At 61.7% G+C, this 14,387-nt stretch carries 13 protein-coding genes; 8 read left to right on the forward strand and 5 right to left on the reverse strand.

Going from position 1 to position 14,387, the window contains the following annotated elements:
- Positions 1-227: 227 nt before the first annotated feature.
- Positions 228-536, forward strand: a complete 309-nt coding sequence (fliE, locus tag ASD94_RS01570; protein WP_015012923.1) for a flagellar hook-basal body complex protein FliE — start codon at positions 228-230, stop codon at positions 534-536.
- Between the two features lie 142 nt (positions 537-678).
- On the opposite strand, the gene ASD94_RS01575 is transcribed toward fliE, so the two are convergent.
- Together ASD94_RS01575 and ASD94_RS01580 are read right to left on the reverse strand one after the other, a co-directional pair.
- Positions 679-1,203, reverse strand: a complete 525-nt coding sequence (locus ASD94_RS01575) for a DUF4148 domain-containing protein (RefSeq protein ID WP_056637575.1) — start codon at positions 1,201-1,203, stop codon at positions 679-681.
- A 95-nt stretch (positions 1,204-1,298) separates the two neighbouring features.
- Positions 1,299-1,670 (reverse strand): hypothetical protein, encoded by a 372-nt coding sequence (locus ASD94_RS01580; RefSeq protein ID WP_082493285.1) that lies wholly within the window; start codon positions 1,668-1,670, stop codon positions 1,299-1,301.
- Between the two features lie 1,007 nt (positions 1,671-2,677).
- On the opposite strand from ASD94_RS01580, the gene ASD94_RS01585 reads away from it, so the two are divergent.
- The 6 genes from ASD94_RS01585 (at position 2,678) to ASD94_RS01610 (ending at position 11,918) form a co-directional block, all read left to right on the forward strand.
- A complete protein-coding gene (locus ASD94_RS01585) occupies positions 2,678-2,917 on the forward strand; it encodes a DUF2933 domain-containing protein (protein WP_056637577.1) in 240 nt (79 codons plus the stop codon).
- Positions 2,918-3,036: 119 nt separating this feature from the next.
- On the forward strand, positions 3,037-5,325 hold the full coding sequence (locus tag ASD94_RS01590; protein WP_082576705.1) for a heavy metal translocating P-type ATPase: 2,289 nt from the start codon (positions 3,037-3,039) through the stop codon (positions 5,323-5,325).
- 69 nt (positions 5,326-5,394) lie between these two features.
- Entirely contained in the window at positions 5,395-5,850 is a 456-nt protein-coding gene (locus ASD94_RS01595; RefSeq protein WP_056637579.1) for a hypothetical protein, read from the forward strand.
- 75 nt (positions 5,851-5,925) lie between these two features.
- Positions 5,926-7,251 carry a TolC family protein gene (locus ASD94_RS01600; RefSeq protein WP_056637581.1) on the forward strand — a complete coding sequence of 442 codons (1,326 nt, stop codon included), beginning with the start codon at positions 5,926-5,928 and terminating at the stop codon, positions 7,249-7,251.
- Positions 7,252-7,263: 12 nt separating this feature from the next.
- The gene (locus tag ASD94_RS01605; protein ID WP_056419591.1) at positions 7,264-8,781 is read left to right on the forward strand and encodes an efflux RND transporter periplasmic adaptor subunit; all 1,518 of its coding nucleotides are present in this window, start codon (positions 7,264-7,266) and stop codon (positions 8,779-8,781) included.
- The gene (locus ASD94_RS01610) at positions 8,778-11,918 is read left to right on the forward strand and encodes an efflux RND transporter permease subunit (protein ID WP_056637585.1); all 3,141 of its coding nucleotides are present in this window, start codon (positions 8,778-8,780) and stop codon (positions 11,916-11,918) included. Before ASD94_RS01605 ends, ASD94_RS01610 begins: the two co-directional genes overlap by 4 nt.
- A 394-nt stretch (positions 11,919-12,312) precedes the next feature.
- Here the strand turns inward: ASD94_RS01610 and ASD94_RS01615 are convergent, their stop codons facing one another.
- From ASD94_RS01615 to ASD94_RS23440, 3 genes are read right to left on the reverse strand one after another with little or no spacing between them, the layout of a single operon-like run.
- Positions 12,313-12,819 carry a hypothetical protein gene (locus ASD94_RS01615; protein WP_056637589.1) on the reverse strand — a complete coding sequence of 169 codons (507 nt, stop codon included), beginning with the start codon at positions 12,817-12,819 and terminating at the stop codon, positions 12,313-12,315.
- Between the two features lie 18 nt (positions 12,820-12,837).
- Complete coding sequence (locus ASD94_RS22980; RefSeq protein WP_310219107.1) at positions 12,838-13,185, reverse strand: heavy metal-associated domain-containing protein; 348 nt, start codon at positions 13,183-13,185, stop codon at positions 12,838-12,840.
- On the reverse strand, positions 13,182-13,319 hold the full coding sequence (locus ASD94_RS23440; RefSeq protein ID WP_156391310.1) for a hypothetical protein: 138 nt from the start codon (positions 13,317-13,319) through the stop codon (positions 13,182-13,184). Before ASD94_RS23440 ends, ASD94_RS22980 begins: the two co-directional genes overlap by 4 nt.
- A gap of 651 nt (positions 13,320-13,970) precedes the next feature.
- Here ASD94_RS23440 and ASD94_RS01620 point away from each other — a divergent pair.
- Positions 13,971-14,342 (forward strand): hypothetical protein, encoded by a 372-nt coding sequence (locus ASD94_RS01620; protein ID WP_056637592.1) that lies wholly within the window; start codon positions 13,971-13,973, stop codon positions 14,340-14,342.
- The last annotated feature ends 45 nt before the right edge of the window (positions 14,343-14,387 follow it).

Genomic DNA, 14,387 nt, shown 5'->3' on the forward strand with positions numbered 1-14,387 from the left:
GTGCGGCGCGCTTCGCTTGGGCTCGGCTCTTTGGGCCCCAGGGATGCGGCGACCCACGGCGATGTCGGCAAGATGAAGTTTCTGTTATCCCGAACGGCGGGATTGACGGGTGACGCCTTGCGTTGCGAAAGCTACAGATCGAACTCCAATCTCTACGATTGGGCATCGCCTCGGTACAGATTTCGAGGCAGAACTTCGCAAACTCTTCGCCACCAGAAAGCCTCGGCATGAACGTCACGACAAAGCCATTGGATGCACTATTGCCTGTCAGTTCGCTGGGAAACTCTGTGCCCAAAGCACCGAGCATCCAGGGAGGCGGTTTTCTGGACGCGATGAAGCAGGCGCTTTCAACCACAAGCCAGTTGCAGAGTGAGTCTGGTCGCCTGAGCCGCGAGGTCACATTCGGTAATCCCACGGTCAGTCTGGAAGAAACGATGCTCGCTGGCGTCAAGTCGAACATCGCGTTTCAGGCCACGCTTCAGAGTCGCAACCGCATTGTTCAGGCCTACACCGATGTGATGAACATGCAAGTCTGATGCGCGGTGGGCATAGCGATACAAAAGCAGATGTCGCACGCACTTGCTGCTGGCGATGCAGACATGCACGGTGCGCCAACTGGAGAAGGGCCTGTTTCGAAAGGCCCCTCCAGATCAGCAGCCGACTGCCCGGAGAACCTGTTTAGAAACGAGGGGCCTTGGTGGATTCGTCCGAGGTGGCGGCCACGGCAGCATGTTGCGCAGCATGGTAGCGGTCAGGATAGATTTCGTTGAGCTTGCGACCGTCTTCGCCCACAGCGACGATTTCTCCTTCGCGGATGGCGCGTGCCAACTCACTTTTGACTTGTTCCCGCGTCTTCAACGACTTGCCTGCCACGATCGGATAACGACCAGACATCAACTCATTGCGTTTGACCCCGAATTCACCCGCCACCATGATGTCACCCGTACGGATAGCCTGCTCCAATTCTTCCCGCACTTGCTCGCGGGATTTGCGAGCCTGAGTCGAAGTAGCCGAGCGATAGGCTCCGGGGTTGATTTGCTTGAGAGTCATCCCCGAATCGCCAGGAGCAAGCATCTCGCCGTTTTGCTGAGCCTGCGCCAATTCAGCCAGCACTTGTTCGCGCGTCTTGCTGACCGTTTGGTCTGATGCGAACGCGGGAGCTGCGATGAGGGAAAGGATGATGAGCGTGGACTTGAGTTTCATGATGGGGTTTCCTTTTTGGATAAATGGTGATGGTTGAAGTGCAACCGCAGGCCGGTTTTGGAGCGAACGCGGGTGCCGGTGATCGTTGAGAGGGTTCAGGGCAGTTGGCGGGCGTTGACCCAACCTGCCTCGCCGCCGATGTCACGCAGGCCATCACTGGTCACGGGATTGCGCTTGGAGGTTTGCAGCTCATCCAGAACTTGCTGGCGGGTCTTGGTCAGCTTGGGGCCCGGAACGAGCGGATAAGTGGCTGGATAGCCACGGCTGATCCAGTACAGCGAACCGTCCTTCTGAGCGGCCAGTACGGTGTTTTCAACCGCTTGACGACTGACTGCGTTGCCCAAATGGTCTGCGGCCAGGCTGACGCCTTCTTCCTGGCTAGGGCTTGCGTGATAAACGGATGTCGCAAACGACGCTGTAGCGGATGCAGCAAGGCTGGCGACGAGGATTGCGGTACGAACTTTCATGATGGTCTCCTGTGACGCCGGATGCCCGGTATGGTCCATCCAGGTGGCGTTTTGTGCACCACGGAAAGAAGTCTAGAAACCGCACGCCGACTTAGAGGTGACGGACGGATTACGCTTTTGACAGCAACTGGCAATGCATGCGCATCCGAGCACATGGCAGCATCGCTCTCGTATCAACCCGGAGTGCTCTCACAGCGGTGGTTCTTTGCATTACAAAAATGTCATCCACCCATCATCTTCCGGTGATTGACCAAGATCGAAACTGCCCCTCAACACGACGCGCACGGATTTCTTCAGGCTGCGTGACGTGAGGTCGTCAGCCAGGCTGACGTTTCAATGACCTATGCGAGGGCCAAAATCATGTCCAACAATCTATTTGCGTCTGTCTTTGCAGTTGCTCTGTCCCTGGCTTCCGCAGCCTCTTTCGCGACGCCCACTGGCGTTGACGTGCGAGATCAAGTGCTGCCAGTCAAAGCGCAGGCTGAAGAAGGAAGGACGCGCTACTGGAGTCATCCTAGGCTGGGCATGGTCAAGGTTGACGCTGCGGGCCACATGCTCACGCCTCGCTCAACCACGGCTGACGTTGGGCGCCCCGCCGTTCCTTCTGGACAACCATCGACCCGCACACCTTGAAGAGCTTGGCTGAGGCAATAAAACATTCGTTCGACACCTGGACTGTGCAGGTGTTCGGAGGGCCGTTGACACGACAGAAGGCCAGTAGCAGCTATTCGCGCTGGTAGGCATGACGTTTGTGTATTCGCGGGTGCAATCCAGAAGCACGCCACGTGCTTGGCCGCTCGTTCATGTTTTAGGCCTGTTTCCCGTCCTCCTTGACGAACTCTGAAAGGCCCCTTTTGCCAATGAACTGCACAGTGCGAAACCAGGATGCGTAAGGGTGCCGCCAGCTAGAGCATTTCTATTTTCAGGCTTGACATTGCCACCGTGTTAAGCCCTATTGTTTTCACCGGGACCATCATTGTCTCGATGGCCACTTCTTGGAGATCGCCATGAACCACGACCACACCACAGGGCATGCAGAAGCTGCCAACGCCAGCGGAGGCAGCCGCAAATTGATTGGCGCAGTGATCATGCTTGCACTCATCGGGGCATTCTTCTTGCTCAGGGAACACTGGTCGCACATTGCGGGTTATTGGCCCTATCTGCTCTTGCTGGCTTGCCCGTTGATGCACCTCTTCCATGGGCACGGGGGGGACGGCTCTCACGAAGGCGATTCGAGCAAAAAGTAATCTTGCAGGCACACAACACATTTGCAGGGAGGTCATTCATGTCCAACGCGGAACCGCACGATCACACCCACCATGGCCAACAGCATCATGAGGGGGTCCACGGGGATACACCGCCGCCCATGACGAAACTGAAAGATCCAGTCTGCGGTATGGACGTGACGGAACAATCGCATCACTCGGCGGAGCATGAGGGGCTGCACTACTACTTCTGTAGCGCCAAGTGCCAAACGAAGTTTGTTGAGGACCCGGACAAGTACGCTGTCACGCCTCCCGGTACCGACAAGGTTGCGCGTGAGCCAGAAACAGCTCAGCCCGGCACCATCTACACCTGCCCCATGCACCCAGAGGTGCGGCAAGACCATCCCGGAAACTGCCCTAAATGCGGCATGACACTGGAACCCATGCTCCCCACGCTGGATGAGGGAGAAAACGCGGAACTTGTGGATTTCCGGCATCGCTTCTGGTGGACGCTGCCACTGACCGTGGTGGTCACCATCCTGGCCATGGTGGGACACCGGCTGCAGTGGTTCGAGATGGCCACACAGAGCTGGATTGAGCTCGTGCTGACGGTTCCTATCGTGCTGTGGGCTGGCTGGCCCTTCTTTGTGCGCGGCGCTCAGTCCATTGCCAACCGTAGTCCCAACATGTGGACGCTGATCAGCTTGGGCACGGGCGCCGCATTTGTCTACAGCGTGGTGGCCACCGTGGCGCCCGGCGTGTTTCCTGCTTCGTTCCAGGCCATGGGGCGTGTGGCGGTGTACTTTGAGGCCGCCGCTGTCATCATCTCGCTCACGCTGCTGGGCCAGATGCTGGAGCTGAAAGCACGCTCGCAGACTTCTGCCGCCATCAAATCGCTGCTGGGCCTGGCCCCCAAGACAGCGCGGCGTATCGACGCTAACGGTCAGGAGAGTGATGTTCCCTTGTCCCATGTCCATGTGGGAGACCTCTTGCGCGTGCGCCCCGGTGAGAAGGTGCCGGTGGATGGCGTGGTGGTCGAGGGGAGCAGCGCGGTGGACGAAGCCATGCTCACTGGCGAGCCTGTGCCCATCGTCAAAGGACCTGGGGACGCCGTCATCGGAGCCACGCTCAATACCAACGGCGCTCTGGTGATCCGGTCCGAGCGGGTGGGCTCGGCCACCATGCTGTCGCAGATCGTTCAAATGGTGGCCCAGGCGCAGCGCTCACGGGCCCCCATGCAGCGCATGGCGGACCAGGTGGCGGGGTACTTTGTCATGGCCGTGGTGGGCATCGCGTTGCTCACGCTGTTCGCGTGGGGCCTGTTCGGCCCGGAGCCACGTTGGGTCTATGGCCTGGTCAACGCCGTGGCCGTGCTGATCATCGCGTGTCCTTGTGCGTTGGGCCTCGCGACTCCTATGTCGATCATGGTGGCCACAGGCCGGGGGGCGACCAGCGGCGTGCTGTTCAGGGACGCAGCAGCCATCGAGAACCTGCGCAAGGTGGATACGCTGATCGTGGACAAGACTGGCACGCTCACAGAGGGCAAGCCTTCCTTCGAGCGGGTTGTTGCCATGCCCGGTCTGTCCGAGGATGAGGTTCTGCGCCTGGCAGCCAGTCTGGATCAAGGCAGCGAGCATCCGCTGGCCGATGCCATTGTCCAAGCGGCCCGCGCCAAGGGGCTGGCCCTGGACAAGCCCGAGGACTTTGAGTCCGGGTCTGGCATCGGGGTGCGCGGACGGGTCGCTGGGCGCCAACTCGCCTTGGGAAACACGGTCCTCATGGAGCAGGTCGGGGTTTCTGCGAACCCGCTGCTTGCGCAGGCAGAGGCCTTGCGCGCCACAGGCGCCAGCGTGATGTACCTGGCGGCCGATGGCCAGCTTCAAGGCCTGCTTGCGGTCTCGGATGCCATCAAGGCCAGCACGCCGGAAGCGCTGGCGACCTTGCATGCGGCGGGGCTGCGCATTGTCATGGCCACGGGCGACGGCATGACCACCGCCAAGGCGGTGGGGGCAAAGCTGGGGATTGATGAGGTTCATGGCGAGGTCAAGCCTGCGGACAAGCTGGCCCTGGTGTCCCGGCTGCAGGCCGAAGGCCGTGTTGTTGCCATGGCGGGTGACGGGATCAATGACGCGCCCGCCCTTGCCAAGGCAGACGTGGGGATCGCGATGGGTACTGGCACCGATGTGGCGATGAACAGCGCACAGGTCACCTTGGTCAAGGGCGATCTGCGAGGGATTTCCACGGCGCGGGAACTGTCGGAGGCAACGGTGGGCAACATGAAACAGAACCTCATGTTCGCCTTCCTCTACAACGCGCTGGGCATACCGATTGCTGCAGGGCTGCTGTATCCCTTCACCGGCTGGCTGTTGTCGCCAATGATCGCGGCCTTGGCAATGAGCCTGAGTTCGGCGTCCGTGATCGCCAATGCCCTGCGACTTCGCAAGGGCTGAGATGGCTCGGCAGGCCCGGATTTGATCTAGGTTAAGTCCGTGGCCATCGCTGGGGATACCATTCGCACCATGATCTTCGCCAGAAGCACCGTATCGCGCCAAGGACGCTGGATAACCAGCTTCCTGGTCGCGGCGTTGCTTCTGATGCAGTTCGCGTTGGCCGCCTATGCCTGTCCCAAGCTGGACTCCGCAGCCCATGCGGCATCGATGCAAAAAGCGGGCATGGCCATGGGAGATGCCGTCGGCATGCCCTCCATGCCCGATTGCCACGCGATGGCGGGCACCATGGATGAGCAGGATCCTCAGCTGTGCCGAGCCCATTGTGACGGCGACAGCTTGTCCTCCCCCTCGCTCCAAGGTCTCGATCTGCAGGCGCTAGCGGCGCACGCCATTTGGGTTGCCTATGTGCTGCCTGTGGTCCTGGATTCCGAGCGCCAAATCGATCCGCGTGCTGTGTACGCGGAGCTGGACAGTCGAGCGGGCTCTCCCCCCATCTATCTAACCCATCAGGTCTTTCGGAATTGATCGTGCACGCCTTGCGCGCTGCCTTGCAGCGTTTGCGCAAGTCTGACTTCGTGCCCCTTCATTTCGAGGACCACCATGCCCATCATCTCCATCGGCGCTCCCTGCGAGCGCCTGTCTGCGCACCAGCGCATTCACCCCATCTCGCAGCGCATACAGGTGCGCAACCTCCGCCAACTGCGCCTGGGCGCTCTCGGGGTCCTGTTGACCAGCATCGGCTTGGCTGGCAACCAGGCCCACGCCCTGGGCTTTGCAGAGGCCTTGGATCTGGCGGAGCAGCACAGCCCTCGCATCACGGCCCAGCGGCTGCAGATTGACGCAGCCACCAGCACCCGGCAGGCGGCGGGAACGCTGCCGGATCCCAAGCTCTCGGTCGGTATCGAGAACTTTCCCATCAGCGGCATGGACCGCTTCAGCCTCACGCGTGAGTCCATGACCATGCAGCGCCTGGCGCTGATGCAGGAGGTGCCCAACCGGGCCAAGCGCGATGCCCAGATCGCCGGTGCCGAGGCCAAGGTGGAACGCGAACGCGCCACCCTGGCGGTCCAGCGCCTGCAGATCCGCCAGGAACTGAGTCAAGCGTGGATCCTGGCCCAGGCTATCGAGCAACGTGACCAGGTACTCACCGGTCTACTGAGTGAGAACCAGCGCCTGCAGGACAGCCTGCCCGCCCGCATCGCCGGAGGCACGGCCCAGGCCGCAGACCTGCTGATGGCCAGGCAGGAGGCGCTTGCGCTGTCGGATCGCAGGGACGATCTGCAGCGGGACCGATCCAAGGCCAGGGCGATGTTGCGGCGCTGGGTTGGCGCTCGCGCCGACGAGGCGCTACAGGGAACTCCTGGGCCGCTGAGCCGCCCCTTGGATCAACTGCGGTCTGAGGTACACCGCCACGCGGAACTTGCGCAGTACCCCGCCATGCAGGCCATGGCCTTGGCGGAAACGCGCGAAGCCCAAGCAGAAACCAAGGGTGATTGGTCCTGGGAAGTCGCCTACAGCCGCCGCGACCGACGCTGGGGCGACATGGTGTCCTTCCAGGTGACCTTTGACCTTCCCTGGCAACAGGAGCGGCGCCAGGGACCCCAGATCAAGGCCAAGCAGCTGGAGCTGCAGCGCCTGGACGCCGAGCAGGAAGACGTGACCCGCAGGCACCTGCAGGAGCTGGAGGACAGCGCCTCAGAGCTGGCGGCACTGAACAGTCAGATCGAGCGGCTGCAATCGGCGGGCATGGGCTTGGCACAGGGGCGTGCCGAACTCGCGTTGGCCAATTACCAGTCTGCCAAAGGCGACTTGAGCGCCGTGCTGGCGGCCAGGGCCCAAGTGCGGGAGACGCACTGGCGGCTCATTGATCTGCAGGCGCAGCGGGACACCGTGATTGCCCGTCTGAACAGCCTGATCGCGGACTGAAGGGAGAACCACATGACCAATACCGTTTTCAAGAAGACCACTGTGGCCGTGGCACTGGTGGCTGCTGGCATTGCCCTCGGTTGGGGCGTCTCCCAATGGCGCATTGCGAGCAGTCATCCATCTGGCGCTACCCCTCCATCGGCAGAAGCGGCGAAGGCCGACCGCAAGGTGCTGTACTGGTACGACCCCATGGTGCCAACGCAGAAGTTCGACAAGCCAGGCAAGTCGCCCTACATGGACATGGCGCTGGTTCCCAAGTACGCCGATGAGGACGCACAACAAAGCACCGGTTTGAATGTCTCGGCACAAGCGGTGCAAGCCCTCGGCCTGCGCACCGCCACGGTGGAGCAGCGCGACATTGGATCCGATGTGGACGTGCTGGGCACGGTCCAGCTCAATGACCGGGATGTGAGTATCGTCCAGGCGCGTTCTGCAGGATTTGTGGAGCGTGTCTATGCCCGGGCCCCGGGTGACGTGGTGGCCGCAGGCGCGCCATTGGCCGATTTACTGCTGCCTGAGTGGGTGGCTGCGCAGCGCGAGTTCCTCGCTGTCCGGGCGCTCAAGGAAGAGTCGCTGACGGCCGCTTCGCGTCATCGGTTGTCACTGCTGGGCATGCCTGCCTCGCTCGTGGCCCAGGTGGAGCGCACGGGCGAACCTCAGGGCCGCTACACGGTGACCTTCCCACAAGCAGGGATGGTGGCCGAACTGATGGTGCGCCAGGGCATGACGGTCTCTGCGGGGGCCAGCCTGGTGCGCGTGAACGGTCTGGCCAGCGTCTGGATCGAAGCGGCCGTTCCCGAAGCGCAAAGCGGTCCCTTGCAACTGGGGCAGGACGCCCAGGTGCGCCTGGCCGCGTTTCCGGGCGAAACCCTCAAAGCCCGTGTCGTGAGCATCCTCCCAGAGGCCAACCGGGACACCCGCACGGTGCGCGTGCGCCTGGAGCTTCCCAACCCCACCCAGCGCCTGAAGGCGGGCATGTCCGGGCAGATTGTCCTGGCGGGACGCACCCAACCGGCGCTGCTGGTACCCAGTGAAGCGGTGATCCGAACCGGTAAGCGGGCACTGGTTTACGTGGTGGACGGCCCCGGCAAGTACCACCCCGTCCAGGTACAACTTGGCGCGGAAATCGATGACCGACTCGTCATTCAAAGCGGACTCACCGCAGGGCAGCAGGTGGTCGCCTCGGCGCAGTTCCTGATCGACTCGGAAGCCAGCCTGCGAGGCATCATGCCCGCTCAACCTCCCGGCAGCAGCGCACAACCCATCGCTGAACAGGGTTCCTCGGCCTCTGCGGCTCCGGCGTCCAAGAGCTTTACGGTGCGAGGGGTGGTCGATGAGGTCACGCCAACCGAGCTGACCCTTACCCACGAGGCCGTGCCTGAACTGAAGTGGCCCGGCATGACCATGCCATTCAAGCTGGCAAACCCAGAGCTGGCCAAGGCCCTGAAACCGGAGCAGCAGGTCAAGTTCACCTTCCAGCAGCAAGGCAAGGACTTCGTGATCACTGCCGTGGAAAGGATCAAGCCATGATCGCACGTCTGATCCGCTGGTCGGTGGCGAACCGACTCCTGGTTCTGCTGGCGACCGTGATGCTCACGGCCTGGGGCGTGTGGGGCGTGCGCAGCACCCCCGTGGACGCGCTCCCCGATTTGTCGGATGTCCAGGTCATCATCCGCACCTCCTACCCCGGCCAGGCGCCGCAGATCGTGGAAAACCAGGTGACCTACCCGCTGGCCACCACCATGCTGTCCGTCCCGGGCGCCAAGACGGTGCGCGGCTTCTCGTTCTTTGGCGACTCGTTTGTCTACATCCTGTTCGAGGACGGCACGGACCTGTACTGGGCACGTTCCCGGGTGCTGGAGTACATGAACCAGGTGCAGGGGCGACTACCCGCCACGGCCAAATCGTCGCTCGGCCCCGACGCCACCGGGGTCGGCTGGATCTACCAATATGCGCTGGTGGACCGCACCGGCAAGAACGATCTCGCCCAGCTGCGGGCCCTGCAGGACTGGTTCCTGAAATTCGAACTCAAGAGCCTGCCCAATGTCGCGGAAGTGGCGTCGGTGGGCGGCATGGTCAAGCAGTACCAGGTGGTGCTCGATCCGATCAAGCTCGCAGCCCAAGGGCTGACCCAGGGGCAGGTGCGTGATGCCATCCTGGGAGCGAACCAGGAAACGGGAGGGTCGGTGCTGGAGTTGTCCGGGGCCGAGTACATGGTGCGCGCCAGCGGCTACCTCAAGACGCTGGACGACTTCAGGGCCACCCCGCTGGTGTCGCGCGCCGGGATTCCCGTGCGCCTGGGCGATGTCGCAACGCTGCAGATCGGACCGGAGATGCGGCGCGGCATCGCCGAACTCGACGGCGAGGGGGAAGTGGCCGGTGGCGTGGTGGTCCTGCGCTCGGGCAAGAATGCCCAGGAAACCATCCAAGCCGTCAAGGCCAAGCTCAGCGAGCTGCAAAGCAGCCTGCCCCAGGGCGTGGAGATCGTCACAACCTACGACCGCAGTGCGCTCATTGAGCGGGCGATCCAGAACCTCACCACCAAACTCGTGGAGGAGTTCATCGTGGTGGCTGTGGTCTGTGTCTTGTTCCTCTGGCACCTGCGCTCGGCACTGGTCGCCATCATTTCTCTGCCGCTGGGGATCATGGCGGCGTTTCTGGTGATGCGCTACCAGGGCATCAACGCCAACATCATGTCTCTGGGTGGCATTGCGATCGCAGTGGGCGCCATGGTTGATGCGGCCGTGGTGATGATCGAGAACGCCCACAAGAAGCTGGAGGCCTGGCAGCACAAGCATCCCGACCGCCAACTGGTGGGGGAAGAGCGCTGGAAGGTAATCACCGAAGCCGCCGAGGAGGTAGGCCCCGCGCTGTTCTTCTCGCTGCTCATCATCACCTTGTCCTTCGTGCCCGTCTTTACGCTGGAAGCACAGGAAGGTCGCCTGTTTGGACCGCTGGCGTTCACTAAGACCTACGCGATGGCCGCAGCTGCGGCCCTCTCGGTCACGCTGATCCCGGTCCTGATGGGCTACTGGATCCGGGGCCGCATCCCAGATGAGCAAAAGAACCCGATCACGCGCGCGCTGATTGCCGTGTACCGGCCTTGCCTGGAATGGGTTCTGCACCGCCCCAAATCCACACTGGTCATCGCCGTGCTGGCGCTGACGACCACGATCTGGCCCCTCTCGCGGCTGGGGGGCGAGTTCCTGCCCAGGCTCGATGAAGGCGATCTGCTGTACATGCCTTCGGCGCTCCCGGGCCTGTCGGCACAGCGGGCGACGGAGCTTCTGCAACTGAGCAACCGGATGATCAAGACGGTTCCCGAGGTCGAGCGCGTCTTCGGCAAGGCGGGCCGCGCGGAGACCGCAACCGATCCGGCACCGCTGGAAATGTTCGAGACCACGGTGAAGCTCAAGCCCAGAGACCAATGGCGTCCAGGAATGACGCCCGAGGGTCTGATCGAGGAGCTGGACAAGGCCGTCAAGATTCCTGGCCTGTCCAACATCTGGATTCCACCCATCCGCAACCGGATTGACATGCTGGCCACCGGCATCAAGAGTCCCATCGGGGTCAAGGTGACCGGCAACGACCTGAAGGTGATCGACGGGATCGCTGCCCAAGTCGAGCAGGTCGCCAAGGGCATTCCGGGAGTGACTTCGTCGTTGGCAGAGCGCCTGACGGGGGGGCGCTACGTCGATGTCCGCATCGACCGCACGGCCGCAGGGCGCTACGGGCTGAACGTGTCCGAAATCCAGGCCGTGGTCTCCGGGGCCATCGGTGGTGAAAACGTGTCTGAAACGGTCGAGGGCTTGGCCCGCTTCCCGATCAACCTGCGCTATCCGCGTGAGTGGCGCGACTCCCCGGAACGCCTGGCCCAGTTGCCCATCTCCACGCCCATGGGGCAGCAGATCACGCTGGGCACGGTGGCCAGCATCTCCATCACCGATGGCCCCCCCATGCTCAAGAGCGAGAACGCCCGCCCATCGGGCTGGGTGTATGTCGATGTGCGGGGGCGCGATCTGGCATCGGTGGCCAATGACCTGCGCGATGCGGTGGGCCGCCAGATCAAGCTGGAGCCCGGGGTCAGCATCACGTACTCAGGTCAGTTCGAGTACCTGGAGCGGGCCAATGCCCGCCTGAAAGTCGTGGTGCCTGCCACCTTGCTGATCATCTTCGTGCTGTTGTACTTGACCTTCTCGCGCATGGGCGAGGCGGGACTGATCATGGCGACGCTGCCATTCGCGCTCACTGGGGGCATCTGGTTCCTGTACCTGATGAACTACCACCTGTCCATCGCCACCGGTGTGGGCTTCATCGCTCTGGCGGGGGTCGCGGCAGAGTTCGGGGTGGTCATGCTCATCTACCTCAAGCACGCACTCGCAGAGAGATGTCCAGACGGCAGGCAGCCCACGCTGGAAGAGCTGCTGGACGCGATCCGGGAAGGTGCAGTGCTGCGCGTGCGCCCCAAGGCCATGACCGTAGCCGTCATCCTGGCGGGCCTGGTACCCATCGTGTGGAGCAGCGGGACAGGCTCGGAGGTCATGAGCCGCATCGCGGCTCCCATGCTGGGCGGTATGGTGACCGCACCGCTGCTTTCTTTGTTCGTGATTCCTGCAGCCTATGTGCTGATGAGAAAGCCGAGAAAACGCGACCAGCTGGACACTTAGGCTTCGTGAGGCAGGCTTAGGGGCGTCGAGTTTGCTGATCGAGAGGCTGCGTGGCGACGTCAGGCAATGCAGCTTCAATCGGACTGGCTCCATGGCCTGGGTGCCGATCAAAGCGGCGCTACCAGGTCAGCGGCGCCCCCCCTGTCGCTATCGCTGAAAACTGAAGACCCGATAAGAACACCGTCGCCGCCATCAATGGCACCCAATTGAGCTATCGATCAAGCATGGATGCAAAGGAGCCGACCACATCCCCACTTCTGAAATGCGTAGTGCTTGCGGGCGGCAGTAACGGGCTCAGGGGAAACACGCCTTGCGCTGGTCGATTCAGGAAGGTGGTTTACAGAATCTCAATGAGATTTTGTGGCGAGCGCCCCTCAGGACGCTCGCGGGGGGGCTATTTGGATGGCATGACCGCTTGGCGGTCCACCATCATTTGCATCATCTGTTCCATCATGGCCATGCGGCGCTCCATTTGAGCGTGCATGCCCATCATGCCGCCTCCCATGCCCGAGTTTCCAGAGGCTGCAGGTGCGGCAGGTTTGGCCTGCGCCCCTTGCTGCATCATCCCCATACCCATGCCACCAGAATTACCAGCACCCATCATGGCCATGCCGGACTGCATGAGCTTCATGTGCTCGTCCATCAGAGCAGAACGTTCGGCGGGAGTCTTGGCCGCCTGCATTTTTTTGTGCATTTCCTGCATCGCCTTCATCTGACGATCAAAGGCGTCCGGTGCTGGCGGGGTAGTAGCTGTCGGGGCAGACTGGGTGGCTACGCCACCGCTCTGCGCATCACCGGGGTGGTGGCCTGCGTGTTCGTCCGTAGGTTTTGGAGATTGCGCGATGGCACATCCCGCCACGAAAAGGGTTGTCAACAGCCCAGCGAGGATATTCAGACGCATGATGGTCTCCTTGTAGGTTCAATTGCAGCATGACGACGTACGGTTCGCAGCGCCTTGATTCACATCAACAGAGGTTGTGGACCGAGACGCACAGCAGCAGCCACCGGTTGTTCGGCCCGATGAAGTCCCCACCACGGCGTCTGCTTTGTATCCGGCACGCTCAATTGCGGAGCGAACAAGCTCCACAGTGTCGTCTTCGGCTTGCCCAGGAACGCGGACCTGCCGCGCGGCCACATCGATTTCTACTTCGACACCCGCCGGCATTGGGGCCTGAGCTATTGCTCGACGAATGCGCTGGGCGCAACCACCGCACGTCATGTCAGGAACATTGAAACGGACCATGTGAGCCTCCTTCAGTTGATTCATGTTTTGACTATGAACCTTGTCACGACGAGAAGGTCAAGCCCATTCGCAAAAATCAACCGGGCGTCAAGATCGAGAGCGGCAGTCGCCAAGGCATGTAAGGCTATGCCGATGCGATCATGCTTGGCGAGTTGCATGCTAAGAGGCTCTTAACGTTTTATCGAGCCGCCTATGGACCTCGCGGACCTGCTTAAGCTGGCTTGAAAGCGCAAGCCATGTGAGGAGCTAATAGATTGGTGTTCTCTATCTCCATCCAAAAATATGGCCCACTACTCCGAACGACCGATGAGAGATCGTCAGCGGACTTCCATAGCGGCAGGACGAGCGACGGCAACCGCTGCTAAACCGACTTTCAGCGTGGCAGCTCCAGGTCGGCAGAGACCATTCTGATCTTGCGTCGGCAATGGGGGCTTTCGCATTTAACGCGACATCAACTGCAAGAAAAGTAACGAGTTTGCCCCTCCGAAATTACCTGATTGCTTGCCATCCACCTACTCGGCCTGCTCGCCGACAGGCGCACGGAGGCCTGGCCCCGTGATCGGCGCGACCGCTTCGATCTTGTATGTTCTTTGGGGACTGAGCGACTTTGCTATCAGGAGCCCTCCCGCCAGCCCCAAGGTTTCAGGTTCGAAGAGTATCCAACTCAGCAGTGGAGATCCAAGCTGTCAAAAGCGTAATCCGGCAGTCACTGCCTTGATAGGGCGAGATTTTTAGACTTCTCTTCGTGATGCAAAGCGTGTCACCCCGGTAGCCAAAAAAAGAGGCGTCCGGTGCAACTGGAGAACATCATGAAAGTTCGCAACGCACTCATCATCGTTGGCCTGGCCACCGTCGCTACGACTTCGTTCGCCGCGTCGGCCTATCACGCCAGCCCAGTGCAGGAGCAGGGAGCTGTGTTTACTCCCGACCACCTGGGTAACACCGTGAGCCGGGACTCCGTTCGCAATACCGTGCTTGTAGCCCAGCAAGACGGCTCGCTCCAATGGATCAGCCGTGGCTATCCCGCCACCTACCCGCTCGTCAAAGCGCCGACCCTCACCAAGAGCCGGGACCAGGTGCTGCAGGAGCTCGAATATGCCAAGCGCAACCCGATCACAGCAGATGGCATGCGCGACATGGGCGGCGAAGCTGGGTGGGTCAACGCCCAACAGCTGCCGTAATCCGCCCTTCATTTATTCAATCACATTAACTCAAAGGACCACACC

Source organism: Acidovorax sp. Root70 (assembly GCF_001428225.1).
Lineage (GTDB): Bacteria > Pseudomonadota > Gammaproteobacteria > Burkholderiales > Burkholderiaceae_C > Acidovorax.

Bases quoted from the DNA above. Each gene is read 5' to 3' on its own strand.
- ASD94_RS01590 (WP_082576705.1), top strand. From the start codon at position 3,037: ATGACGAAACTGAAAGATCCAGTCTGCGGTATGGACGTGACGGAACAA.
- ASD94_RS01620 (WP_056637592.1), top strand. From the start codon at position 13,971: ATGAAAGTTCGCAACGCACTCATCATCGTTGGCCTGGCCACCGTCGCT.
- ASD94_RS01585 (WP_056637577.1), top strand. From the start codon at position 2,678: ATGAACCACGACCACACCACAGGGCATGCAGAAGCTGCCAACGCCAGC.
- ASD94_RS01615 (WP_056637589.1), bottom strand. From the start codon at position 12,819: ATGCGTCTGAATATCCTCGCTGGGCTGTTGACAACCCTTTTCGTGGCG.
- ASD94_RS23440 (WP_156391310.1), bottom strand. From the start codon at position 13,319: ATGCAACTCGCCAAGCATGATCGCATCGGCATAGCCTTACATGCCTTG.
- ASD94_RS22980 (WP_310219107.1), bottom strand. From the start codon at position 13,185: ATGAATCAACTGAAGGAGGCTCACATGGTCCGTTTCAATGTTCCTGAC.
- ASD94_RS01610 (WP_056637585.1), top strand. From the start codon at position 8,778: ATGATCGCACGTCTGATCCGCTGGTCGGTGGCGAACCGACTCCTGGTT.
- ASD94_RS01575 (WP_056637575.1), bottom strand. From the start codon at position 1,203: ATGAAACTCAAGTCCACGCTCATCATCCTTTCCCTCATCGCAGCTCCC.
- ASD94_RS01580 (WP_082493285.1), bottom strand. From the start codon at position 1,670: ATGAAAGTTCGTACCGCAATCCTCGTCGCCAGCCTTGCTGCATCCGCT.
- ASD94_RS01595 (WP_056637579.1), top strand. From the start codon at position 5,395: ATGATCTTCGCCAGAAGCACCGTATCGCGCCAAGGACGCTGGATAACC.
- ASD94_RS01600 (WP_056637581.1), top strand. From the start codon at position 5,926: ATGCCCATCATCTCCATCGGCGCTCCCTGCGAGCGCCTGTCTGCGCAC.
- fliE (WP_015012923.1), top strand. From the start codon at position 228: ATGAACGTCACGACAAAGCCATTGGATGCACTATTGCCTGTCAGTTCG.
- ASD94_RS01605 (WP_056419591.1), top strand. From the start codon at position 7,264: ATGACCAATACCGTTTTCAAGAAGACCACTGTGGCCGTGGCACTGGTG.